The organism is Balneolales bacterium ANBcel1 (genome assembly GCA_029688905.1).
Taxonomy (GTDB): Bacteria; Bacteroidota; Rhodothermia; order Balneolales; family Natronogracilivirgulaceae; genus SLLW01.
Genome location: JARULB010000004.1, coordinates 354,141 through 366,965 on the forward strand (window position 1 = coordinate 354,141; position 12,825 = coordinate 366,965).

At 56.4% G+C, this 12,825-nt stretch carries 4 protein-coding genes; all 4 read left to right on the forward strand.

The window, feature by feature from the left end:
• Window positions 1–155 precede the first annotated feature (155 nt).
• Genes porU through QA596_07690 form a run of 4 tightly spaced genes read left to right on the forward strand, consistent with a single transcriptional unit; the run spans window position 156 to window position 12,720 of the window.
• Window positions 156–4,196, forward strand: a complete 4,041-nt coding sequence (porU, locus tag QA596_07675; GenBank protein MDG5767338.1) for a type IX secretion system sortase PorU — start codon at window positions 156–158, stop codon at window positions 4,194–4,196.
• 45 nt (window positions 4,197–4,241) lie between these two features.
• Entirely contained in the window at window positions 4,242–5,351 is a 1,110-nt protein-coding gene (porV, locus tag QA596_07680; GenBank protein ID MDG5767339.1) for a type IX secretion system outer membrane channel protein PorV, read from the forward strand.
• A gap of 35 nt (window positions 5,352–5,386) precedes the next feature.
• Complete coding sequence (locus QA596_07685; protein ID MDG5767340.1) at window positions 5,387–8,815, forward strand: T9SS type A sorting domain-containing protein; 3,429 nt, start codon at window positions 5,387–5,389, stop codon at window positions 8,813–8,815.
• A complete protein-coding gene (locus QA596_07690) occupies window positions 8,815–12,720 on the forward strand; it encodes a hypothetical protein (protein MDG5767341.1) in 3,906 nt (1,301 codons plus the stop codon). The genes QA596_07685 and QA596_07690 overlap by 1 nt, the downstream gene beginning before the upstream one ends.
• Window positions 12,721–12,825: the final 105 nt, after the last annotated feature.

Sequence of the window (12,825 nt, forward strand, 5' to 3'; positions counted from 1 at the left end):
ATTGTGTTAATGGTTACTGAAGCCGCTTAAAAGCGGAATATCAATGTCTGATATCTGTTCGTTTCACCAATGATAACATAAGGTGAGCATCTGCAACAGAATCGGTTCATTCCTTTTGCCCCAAGAAAATTCTGTAACCCGGTTGATCTCCGACAATGGCAATTCGTAATTCGTCACTGGTTCTGCTTTCAGGATGGTTTATGCTCCTGGTGGTCGTTGCTTCCGCAAGCGGGCAGAGTTTCCGTGCCGTAAGCAAAACGGCCGAGTTCACCGAATACGAGTATCGCAACGACAACCTGGCCATCGGCTCGCCGAAATACCTGATGGCTCCCTGGCGTGACGGTAGTGCCCGCTACCGTGTGATGGCGCAGGAAATTGTGCCCGTCACAGCAGACTCAAGCCAGATGCATTATGCGAAGAACGCGGAATTTTTCCTGATCGCCGACCGGCGCAGTCCGGTTATCGAGATCGGCGAGCCCGGCCATACGCGAGGAGCATATCTGGCCCAGCTTACTGTCAATGTCTCCCGCCTTGCCGACAGAGACGCCGGAGCGTTTCAGGTTCTCCGGCACATGCGAATTCGCATCTATCATGAACAGGAAGAGTCCCGGGCGAGGCGGTCCGTTCACGAAACGGCACAGGTGCAGAGCAGCCCGCTTTCAAGTGGTGAGTGGTTTAAAATCCCCATCCCGGAAGATGATCTTTACGTACTTGACGCGGACTATCTTGATGCGCTTGGTGTGGATATTGCATCGATCGACCCGAACCGGATCCAGATCTGGTCCACCAATGGCTACATTATTCCAAGTGCCAACAATGAACCCCGGTCGGAACTGACCCAGGTCAGGCGCATTGTGGAAGCCGAGTCCGGCAACAGTTTTGGGGAAAATGACCGGGTCATCTTTTACGCCAATGGCCCGAACCGGCATTTTCTGGATCAAACCGCCAACCGGTTCCAGCATGAGCTGCACCCGTATGCCGCTACCAACTACGTCTTTTTGACGGTCGGTGACGAACCGGGCAAGCAGATGGTTTTGCGGACAGCTGAAGAGATCGGCTCCCCAACCCGGGAGGTCCGGCAGTTTCGGGATTTCCGCTGGCTGGAAGAGGACCTGGAAAAATCGGAGTCACGCATTAAATCGGGCCGTTACTGGTTCGGCCAACGCCTGGAACCGGCAAGAACCTCAACCATTTTCACCGACACGCTTGCCGGGTTTGTTGACGGGTCCGATCTCGAAGTTGAGCTTTCGATGGCTGCCAGGGCCCTTTCTACCTCCGGATTCCAGGTAATTGTCAACAATACCTCCCTGCCGCGGATCACTCTGCCGGGAATCTCGAGCTTCACCTCGGCCACCGGGGAATCCGCCAGGGTGACCGAGAGACGCAACACGTTGTCCAGCGTAACCATTAATAACGATATTCTGCAGATTCGGGCCACCTACGAAAGCAATCAAAGCGATGCCAGGGGCTGGGTGAACTGGATCCGGATCCGTGCCGACCGGCACCTTCAGGCACATGACGGAAAACTCCGGTTTCATCCTCCCGATGACAGCGACGGGAGCCCGGTGCGCTATCGCATCAGCGGTTTTGACAGCACACCCATCATCCTGGATGTGACCGACCCGGTATCCAACCCCGTGATGATTGAACCTCTTACCGATGGCAACGAATATACCGCCGTCTATTACTCCGACCGCCACCGGCAGTTTTTTGCCGCCAGCAGATTCAAAACACCCCCGGCGGGCGAGGCGCTCTCCAACCAGAACCTGAGAGATCCCGGAGTGTTTCCCGACTATGTAATCGTAACCGCGCCGATCTTCCTGCAACAGGCACAACGGCTGGCGGACTACCGGCAATCCCGAGACGGCCTGACTCCGGTCATCGTCACACAGGAACAGATTTTTAACGAGTTCAACGGTGGAGTGCCCGATGTTACCGCGATACGTGACTATCTGAAACACCTGTACGACCGGGGCGCTGAATCCGGGCAGCAACGGCCGGAGTACCTGCTGCTGCTGGGCGATGCCACATACGACTTCAAGGGGGTCATACGAAATCCGGCCCTTCAAAACCATGTATTCACCTTCCAGAGCGAAGAATCCATCAACAGAACCTATTCGTACGCCAGTGACGACTACTTCGGCTTTTTGTCGGATGATGGCGGTACCTGGAGGGGACGTGAACTGGTTGATCTCGGAATCGGACGCCTCCCGGTCCAGACCCCGGACCAGGCCGACCTGCTCATCGACAAGATCAAGGTGTATGAAGACCCGAGAAACCGCGGTGACTGGAACAACCTGTTTACGTTTATTGCGGATGATGATATCGCCAGTCGGGGCAACGAGCGAGATTTGCATATTCTGAATGCCGACGGGACCGCCGATGTCATTGACAGGGATCTTACGGGAATCCGCCTGGATAAGATCTATCAGATCTCCTATCCCTCTGAAAACACCAGCGCGGGCGTACGGGTACCGCAGGCAACCCAGGCCATGATCGACCGCATCAATAACGGTACGCTGGTTTTCAACTTTTCGGGACACGGTTCCGAACAATTCCTGACCGATCAGCGGCTGTTCACCTCAGACGATATCAGCCGCCTGAATAACCGTAACCGGCTCAGTATAATGGTAACGGCCACCTGCTCATTCGGCCGTTACGACAACACCGAGGAGCACTCGGGAGCGGAAAAGATGCTCCTCCATCCGGACGGTGGCCTCGTTGCCGCGCTCACAACCTCGCGTGTCGTGTTCACTTCACCCAGCCCCACACACAGCAACTTCGGGCTCAATCGCGTATTAACCGAGGAGATGACACGCCGGGACGAGAACGGACGGCCGCAGCGCCTCGGCGACATCTTCCGGAATACCAAAATTACGCACATCGGTTCCAGCGACAATTCCCGAAGGTTTATCCTGCTCGGAGACCCCGCAATGCGCATAGGGCTACCCGAGTTCCGGGCAGAAGTAACACACATCAACGGAGAGGCGGTCCCGCAGGGAGATTCCCTGAATCATGAAAATGACCTGGATGATGCACAGATTCAGGCCGGCAACAGTTTTGCCGGAAATGGAGATCCTGTCGGTGAAATGGATACCGTGAACGGCGGGCCCTCACCACTGATAGAACTGCGCGCGCTGGACCAGGTAAACATCAGCGGCCATGTTTCGCGGGCGGACGGCTCTGTCAACACTTCCTTCAACGGTGAGGCGAATGTCCGCGTATACGATGCCGAAAGGCTGGTGCGCTTCCCGGATCGCGATTGGGTAGCGGAAGGCAACTGCTATCTCGACGACTGCGGATACCTTGTTCAAACCGACGCCCTGTTCAGCGGCAGGGTCTCCGTGTCGGACGGGGTTTTCTCCAGCCGTTTCATTATCCCCAAGGATGTCTCCTATTCGCAAAACCCCGGTCGAATTCACGTCTTTGCCCGAGAGCGCGACCACGATGCCGTGGGAGCCACTTCCGTATTCCGGATCAGCGGACGCAACCCCGATGCCGATGAGCTGGATAACAGACGCGGGCCGGACATCGACATTTTCCTGAATGACGAAATGTTTGTGGACGGCGGAATTGTAAACGACGCTCCACAGCTGATCATCCTGCTTTCGGACGATGCCGGAATCAATACTACCGGAGCCGGAGTTGGACACGAGATCGTAGCGATTATCGAGAACCGGGATGATCCTTCAAACCGCCGTACCATCTCCCTCAACGAGTTTTACCAAAGCGAGCTGGACGATTTCACCAGCGGAAGAATTGAATATCCGCTGAGCGGGCTGGAAGAAGGAAGCTACCGCCTGCGGGTCAGGGCCTGGGATGTCTTCAACAACATGGGCGAATCCGATGTCACCTTCCAGGTATTGGACAGCAAGGACTTGCAGATTCGCAACGTGTTCAACTACCCCAACCCGATGCACAACTTCACCCATTTTATCTTTGAGCACAATCAGCCGGGAATCCCGATGGATATTTCCATCCGAATTTATACCTTAAGCGGAAAACCTGTGGCCACCATTCGCAGGGAGCAGATGATTACCGCCGGCAATATGGTTCGCCTGGATTGGCACGGAAGGGATGATGATCAGCACCGGCTCGCCACAGGCACGTATCTTTACCATGTGCAGGTACGGGCCGATACCGCCAACGGACGACAGACCAAAGACAAAATTGAAAGACTTGTCATATTACGATGATATTCACGTTATTTAACAACACACCCAACCAAGAGCACTCAGACCATGTTTAATTTGAAGAATTATCTCTACACTCTCGTATTATCCGTTTTGCTGTTATTCTCTGCCGCTGCTTCTCATGCACAGGTAGGGGTAACGGCTGTGCCCTTCCTCCAGATTGAACCGGATTCGAGAACGGCCGGTATGGGGAACTCCGGTGTCGCTATTGCCGACAACGCGACTGCCATATACTGGAATCCCGCAGGCCTGGCATTTCAAGAGGGTCACGAAGTGAGTCTGACGCACGCCGACTGGCTGCCCGATTTTAACGTGGACATGTTCTATGACTACCTGGCCGGGAAATACTACATCGAAGGCATCGGAACCATCGGTGCCCACATCACATACCTGAACCTCGGGGAACAGGAGCGTCGCGGTGAGGACGGCCAGTACCTCGGCGATTTTTCCAGTTATGAAGTGGCCGGGGGCTTCTCCTACGGTTTCAAGCTCACCGATAACCTGGCTCTCGGAACCGGTATCCGTTTTATTTTCAGTAATCTTGTTCCTTCCGGCACCATGGTTAGCGAGCAGGAGGCCCGCAACGGAACCAGTATCGGTGTGGATATCGCCGCACTCTACCGTACGAATCCATTTACGGTGCTCGACAGGGAAGCCCAGTTCAGCGCCGGAGCAAACCTCTCGAATTTCGGTCCGCGTATCCAGTACACGGATGAAGCCCAGAAAGACCCGCTTCCCACCCTTCTGCGTGTTGGCTGGGCCTATAAAATGAATCTTGATCAGAACGGGTTTAATACCATCACCATCAGCAACGACTACTCCAAACTGATGGCCAGGCGCGGCATGAGTCCGTTTGAAGCGCTCTACAACTCCTGGGGCTCCCTCACCCACCAGGAAAGTGAAGGAAACAACGTAACGGTACCCCTGAGTGAGCAGATCATGATCGGAACCGGAATCGAGTACTGGTACGACAACCTGTTCGCGCTCCGTGCCGGGTACTTCTACGAGTCACCCAATAACGGTGCCCGCGAGTTCCTCACATTCGGTGCCGGCTTGCGCTACAACATCTTTGGCGTTGATTTCAGCTACATCTATACTATTGAAGAAGATCACCCGCTCGCCAATACCCTGCGCTTTACAGCGTCCCTTCACTTTTAATTCCCCGGCTTCCCAACGCCATTATTCCTTATCGAATGTTGCATTCCTTTCGTGAAAGCAGAAGCCCGGTCCTGGTGATCGTGCTTCTGCTTTTTGCATATCCCTCATGGTCATTGCCTCCGTCCGACAAGACGGTTCCCGCCCCCAAACTTATTTCCCAGGAGTCACTCGAATCGTCGCGTTCCCGCGGCACCATTCACATCGTAGCGGTGATGGTGGAATTTGAGGAGGAAGATAACCGGTTCACTTCCGGTAACGGTACCTTCGACCTGCCCTATCTGCAGCGCGACGACATCACCATCGGCCCACTGCCCCATGACCTCGGCTACTTTCAGGCGCATCTGGAGTTTGCGCAAAACTATTTCCAAACGGTTTCCGGCGGGCAGCTCAATATCGAATACACCATTGTCCCCGAAGTCCTTCGTCTCGACAACCCCATGAGCAGTTATGCGCCGCTGGGTGAATCTGGTGATGAAAACTACAAGCTCGCCCATCTGGCCCGGGATGCCTGGGCCGAAGCATCCGGGATCGACCTCCCGAACCTGTCGCAGCTGGACCAGGAACGGACCATGTTCATCGTATTCCATGCCGGCTCGGGCAGAAACATAGAACTGATGGGTACCAGCCTGGAAAAGACCCCGCAGGACATCCCCTCGGTCTATCTTGGTAACCGCTCTCTGGAACGCCTTCTCGAGCAACCCGGTTTTCAAGGTTTCGAGCTTGGTGACACCGGTTTGCGCGTCACCAATACCGCCCTGCTGCCGCAGACACAGTCGCGTGCCGGCGAAGACGTAACCGGGAATGAGTATGTGCTCGAACTCTCCATCAACGGCCTGCTTGTCGCCAACATCGGCAGCTTTCTCGGACTTCCCGACCTGTTCAATACCGAATCCGGAACGTCGGCTATCGGACGCTTCGGGCTGATGGACGCCGCCTCCATCTTCTCCTACCGGGGTATGTTCCCGCCGGAACCATCGGCATGGGAAAAAATCTATCTCGGATGGGTCGATCCTTTCGATATCGCACTTGATTCCGAAGAGCCCATTCAGCTGCCGGCCACATCGCTGCATCAGCCCGGAAGCATTGCGCGGCATGCCATCTCGGCAGATGAGTACTTCCTCGTGGAGAACCGGCACCGCAACCCCTCGGGGGAACCGCTCGAGATTACGTTTCGCACCCCTGACGGAACGTATGTCACACGCAGCATCGATCCAATGGATGAACGCTTCGATGCCAATAACGACTCGGACTATGATGAGATACTGGAACCCGGAGTGGTCGTGAATGTCAGCAGTTTCGACTGGAGCCTTCCCGGCGGACCGGATATCGCTCCGGACGGCAATGAAGACGATGATACCGGACGACTGCTGAACGGCGGGATACTCATCTGGCATATCGATGAAGCCGTCATCCGCAACACCATCGACGACAACCGGGTGAATGCCGACAACAACCGAAGAGGGGTACAGCTCAAGGAAGCCGACGGATCCCAGGATATCGGATTTTCTTCAAGTCCCGAACGTTTTATCAACGGGAATGCCTTTGACTTCTGGTGGAGCGGCAACAACTTCACGGTGATCACCCCAACCGGCGACAGCCTTGTTGTCTATGAAAACCGGTTTGGACGTGATACCCGCCCCTCCAATGAAAGCAATACCGGCAGCCCCTCATTTTTCGAGTTTTATTATTTCTCCGGCAACGAGCCCATAGCCTCTTTCCGCGCCCGCTCCCTGGGCGGAGTTTATGCCGACGCCATCTCCCATTCCTACCCCCGGCTTCCGGAATCCGCCTCCTTTTCGTACGAAGCTGCCCGATACCCGGTGAGTCCGGCGGTGATTTCGATTGAAACCGGCTCAACGAACAACCGCTTCGGCGAAATGCGCCGGGACCGGTCACCCGCTCCGGGCACCACCGGCCTCTCCGCTTCCCGGCTGTTGTTGCTGCCCACCGAATCCGGTTTTTATTCGATGCCGCTTGATGGCAGTGAGCAGGAGTATCAGTTTGTGGAGCATCCCGATCCCTCCACCCCGCTCATTGCGGATAACCGCTTCTACGCCGGACAGATCCGCCCGGCCGGAGACAACGCACTTCAGAGCATCGCTTCATGGGCCTACGAAAACGGCCAGTGGACCATGCGCTGGCTGAAGGAAGAACAGCCCTCAGGCCCCGGTTTCCTGAGCCTGGAGGATCCCGGCATCCTGCATGCCGACCGGACGCACCTGCTTCTGGATGCCGGCGACGGATCGGTGCTTTCGGACGAGCGCGACCCGGCTTATCAGCGCAGCGGCCGGATGAACGGACTCTCCGCCTTGCTGGAGGACGATCGGTTCGAACTTTCGGACGGATCTTTCTTTTTTCACCTCGATCGGGACGACCGGGAGTCCTTGCGCCAATATACCGGAAACCTGCGGTTCAGCGCCGATGCCGGGCCCTCGTTTTTTGTGCTCACCGACCACCGGCTCATTCTGGTCGATGACCTCGATCGCGGCGAATGGCAAGTGCAAACCCTGCTCGATGGGGATGACATCCTCTCCTGGCCCGCGTTTGGCGACTGGACCGGCGACCATGCCCTTGAAATTTTCATCACCGATGCCGCCGGCAACGCCATACGGGGTTTTAACCGCGATGGCGGGGTATTGGACCGTTTTCCCCTGCGGGCTCCGCGCGGCCAGCGATTTACCGGGTCCGTTCTGCTGGCCGATATCACCGGAGACGGTCAGAACGAACTGATCGCCGGCGCACGGGACAGCCTCTCCTTCATCATCCACGCCTATGACCGTAATCACAGGCCTGTGGACGGGTTTCCACTGCTGGCCGGGTCATTATCCGGGGTAGCGAAGACATCCGCCACCGGTACCCCGTCCATTGCTGCGACACAGACCGGCGCATCCGGCAACAGGACGGCCGGTTCGGCTGCATCAGGGACCTCTTCGCACGGGGCCACAGGTCATAATGCAGGCATTGCCGCACAGCCTTCAGCATCTCCGATGATCTCGCAAAATGTGCCATTACCTCTGATGATTGCGGCTGGACACCTGTTTGCCGTCTCACCGGCCGGTGAAGTACGCGCCTGGGAATTGACACAGCTTGGGGAGGTGGCCTGGGGGCATGTCTACGGCCACCAGCCGGGGAACAAGGTCGGAATTGCGGTGGAAGACCGGGAACGGCAACGCGCGGCTTTCAACATCCTGAATGAGCGCGAAACCTACAATTGGCCAAATCCCGCCGTCGACCATACCTACATACGATTTGAAACTTCGGATCCCGCCCGCATCGACATAACTGTCATAAGTCCTTCCGGTTCCGTGATCTTCGAAAAGCAGGCGGAATCGCGAGGGCGATTTCCCGAAGAGATCAGGCTGAACACCTCCTCCTGGGGCAACGGAGTCTATTTCGGGCGTGTCCGCGCACGTAACGGGCAGGGTTCGGAAACAAAAATTTTAAAAATCGTGGTTACGCACTGATGCAATTATTCTGTTCCCTTTTCAAAAACCCGCTCTCTGCCATTCCGGCGTTGTTGATGCTGCTGTTTATGGCCGTTGGCGTACTGATTCCCGCGGACACGTATGCCCAGCGGGATCCTGCTCTGTATAACTATCCCCAGAACCACCTGGGTTGGTACACGATTGAAAGCGATCACTTTCTGGTCCATTTTCAGGAGGGCAGCAGCCGGCCGGCCCAGGTCGCATCCCGCATTGCTGAAGAGGTGTACGGCCCTATCACCGAACTGTACGGGCACGAACCGGAGCACAAAGTTAGCCTGCTGATCATCGATCGCCTGGACTACTCCAACGGTGCCGCTTTTTTCTACGACAACAAGATTGAAATCTGGCTGCCGTCGCTCGACACTCCGCTTCGCGGTACGCACAATTGGCTGAGAAACGTCATCACCCACGAGTTTACCCATATCGTGCAGCTGCAGGCTTCCATGAAGCGAACCCGGCGGGTACCTGCCATTTATCTGCAATGGCTCTCCTACGAGGAGGTCCGGCGCCCGGACGTGCTGTACGGCTTTCCGAGCGGCATCATTTCCTACCCCCTTGCGGGAATCAGCATGCCGGCCTGGCTTGCGGAAGGAACCGCGCAATACATGCACAGCGAGCTTCATTACGATTACTGGGATTCGCACCGCGACATGCTTCTCCGAACCAGGATACTCGATGACAACTACCTGGGCCTCGAAAAGATGGGCACGTTCAGCTCCAAAACCTCACTGGAGCGCGAGCTGACCTACAACCAGGGATTCGCGTTCACTTACTACCTTGTCGACCGGTTTGGGGAAGAGGCCCTGGCCGATATTACCAGGGCGTTCAGCCAGCGGGGTGTCTATGATGTGCGCAAGGCCATCCGGGAGGCCACCGGCATTGACGGAAGAGTGGTTTTCAACGACTGGATTGAAGAGCTCAAGGCCCACTACGAAGAGATGGTCGAGGGCACGGAGAAGGATCCGGAGAACCGGAGCTGGATAGAACCGTTCGGCTTTTTCAATTTTTACCCGGCCTATACGCCGGATGGCGGTCAGATCGCCTATCTCTCCAACAAGTTCAGCGACGGAGCGATGGCCTTTCTATATATGCGGGATGTCGAAACCGACGAAGAGGAGAGCGCATACGAAGCGCGCCTTCTCGAAGAACCCTCCCTCAGTCATGCGTCACACACCAGCCACAGTAACGCTCACCAAAGTCTTCGTAACCGAAATCTTCCCCCGGGCCACCCTTCATCATCCACCATCAACCACAACGGACACAGCTGCCAGTTCGGAGCCCTGCAGCTGCGCCGCCTTGAGACCTCCTTCAGCTTCTCCCCCGACGGTGAGCGCATCGCCTACAGCCGGTCGAGCCTTAACCCCCAGGGAGAGCAGTACCGCGACCTCTATATTCATGACATCGCGACCAGTGACTCCGAACGTCTGACTTTCAGCCAGCGGCTCCACGATCCGGTCTGGAGTCCGGATGGCCGCACACTTGCCGCCGGCAAAATCGAGGACGGCTCCGTCAACCTCTTCCTTTATGATCTGGAACGGGACAGCCTCATCCGGGTCACCGATTTCCGGCACGGCGAACAGGTGTACCGGGCGGCCTGGCACCCCGACGGCGACCGCCTGTTCTTTGCCTATGCTGATACCGCCCATCGCGGCATTTATGAACTGAGCGCCCCCGGCTCCCAGGACCCGGCTTACGAACTTTCCGGCCATGAAACCGGACACGTGTCCATCTTCCCCCGCTTTGCCGATAACGCATGGCGTGAATCCATGCGCCCGGTTCTGACCAGCCCGGCCGTCGATTACCGCGACCCCGCCGTAAGTCACGACGGCACATGGCTCTATTACAGCGCCGATCACAACGGGATCTTCAACATCTACCGGCTCTCGCTTGACACCGGGAAATCACAAAAAATCACCAATGTCGCCGGCGGGGCCTTCATGCCCCATCCGCATCCTCACAAAAAAGCACTGCTCTATTCCGAATACGTCTCCACCGGCTACAAAATCGCCGAACTGGACCTTTCGGCCACGGAATTCGTGAATGGTTCCTCCCCCGGAGCCCCGGTTTCCACCGCCGGCACCACCGGTGAACGCCCTGCAGCCGGGCAGCAGTCCGTCGCCGAAACGCAAGCCCGGGCCGAAGATCGAACTGACTCCGTCCATCATCCCGCTGCCTCGCAGTTTGCGGATTTTACTGATCCCGGATTCCATGCTTTCCCGGTCACGGGTACAACCACAGGCACGACTACGATCACGAACTCGACCACGACCACAGGCACGGCTAGTGCCACAACGACAACTACAGTCACGGCCACGATTTCGGCCTCCGCCGACGATGCCGGCAGCGATGCGTTTCCAAATGCCGACCGTCTGCTGCGCAATCCGCATGCATCCGCCACGTGGCAGGGAGCGGACCACACACCGACTTCCATAACCAGCCTGAACATCTTTGACGACACCGATCTTGAACCGCTGTCGGAGACCGCGATCGCGCATGCCGATACCGGCTCCTACTCGTTTCAGATCTCCACCCGCGGATCCTCTTCGGAGCGGAGTTTTTACAGGTACGATGATCAGTTCACCACATTTCAATTCTACCCGGTCATTCGTTTCGACAACTACTCCCGGATGAGGGGCAGCAATTCGGATCTGCTGACCAGCGGGCAGTTCGGCGACCTCGGGAACAACCTGTGGCGCGATGCCAAAATCGGCACCTATTTCGTTTCCAGGGAGATGCTCGAACGCTTTACCATATTCGGCGGCGGCCTCATCGGAGCAGGTTCCAGGCCAAGCGACGGCGTCAGTAATTTTTTCAATCCGGGACGCCTTGTTGATCTGGACCGTGACCTGTTCCTTGAAGTGGAATACGTCGGTCTGCCCTTCCTGAAGCGGCACTGGTCACCTACGCTCTCGGTATCCTTCTTCAATATTCGGAGAAATGTCAGCGACGGACTGCAAATCGAGGAGTTTCCCTGCACCTCGTGCATGCCCGACACCACATCCACCGACATTGCCTATAATATGTGGCAGGTCGAGGTGAACGCCATCAGCAAACTGAATCGATGGAGCCTGCTCGAATTGGGGTACTATTACAGCCCCTACCGCGTATCGACCGAATCTTTCTACTCCCGGGAGTTCCGGCAGGAAGTAGCCGGTTCAACATCGCGCTACTACATCGGCTCCACCTGGTCTGCTGCCTGGATGTTTGATTTTTCCCTGCCCGACCGGCACGGCGATATCGCACCGCTCGGCTGGCGCGGCTTGATCCGGTACCGGTATGAGCCCAGCGAACTGCTCGATTCCTACGATATCCGGGACGGGACACTCATCCCCGTTTACGACAACTTCAACAACCATTCTGTTGAAATTGACCTGCGTGCCGGCACGGTGCTGCGGCAACAGCGCCTGAGTCTGCGCACCCGGTTCTTCAGCTATTTCGAAGGGCCTGACGAATTTTTCTATCTGGATTATATCGGCGGCATGATCGGCATGCGCAGTTATCCGTACTTTGCACTGGGCGGAACAACAACCGCGTTTACCCAGCTCTCCTGGTTTGTACCGCTTAAAACCGATATCTATCAGCAAATGGGGCGTTTTACCCTCGACAAAGTATTCCTGCGCCTGTTTGCCGAAGCCGGAAACGGCTGGGGCGGCCCCATTGACATCGACCGGAGAATCAAAACCGGGGCCGGTGCAGAGCTGCGAATCGGGATGAATTCCTACTACTTCTTCCCAACCAGTTTTTTTATCAGCGGCGCCTACGGATTCAATTCGTATGATATCCAGCTTCCCGAAGCATTCCTTACGGAAGTTCCCGACGGGAGAGTTGATTATGGGAACCAATTACTAATAAATTTCGGCATTCTGTTTGATTTCGAGTTCTGAAGCATGGCGACACGGTATCAACGGCATCTTGCCCGATCGGCACGGCAGGTACAGCATTTTGAACCACCGGTTGCCGGCCCGCCCGATTCGCCGGTTCGCTGCATC

Bases quoted from the DNA above. Each gene is read 5' to 3' on its own strand.
- porV (MDG5767339.1), top strand. From the start codon at position 4,242: ATGTTTAATTTGAAGAATTATCTCTACACTCTCGTATTATCCGTTTTG.
- QA596_07690 (MDG5767341.1), top strand. From the start codon at position 8,815: ATGCAATTATTCTGTTCCCTTTTCAAAAACCCGCTCTCTGCCATTCCG.
- porU (MDG5767338.1), top strand. From the start codon at position 156: ATGGCAATTCGTAATTCGTCACTGGTTCTGCTTTCAGGATGGTTTATG.
- QA596_07685 (MDG5767340.1), top strand. From the start codon at position 5,387: ATGTTGCATTCCTTTCGTGAAAGCAGAAGCCCGGTCCTGGTGATCGTG.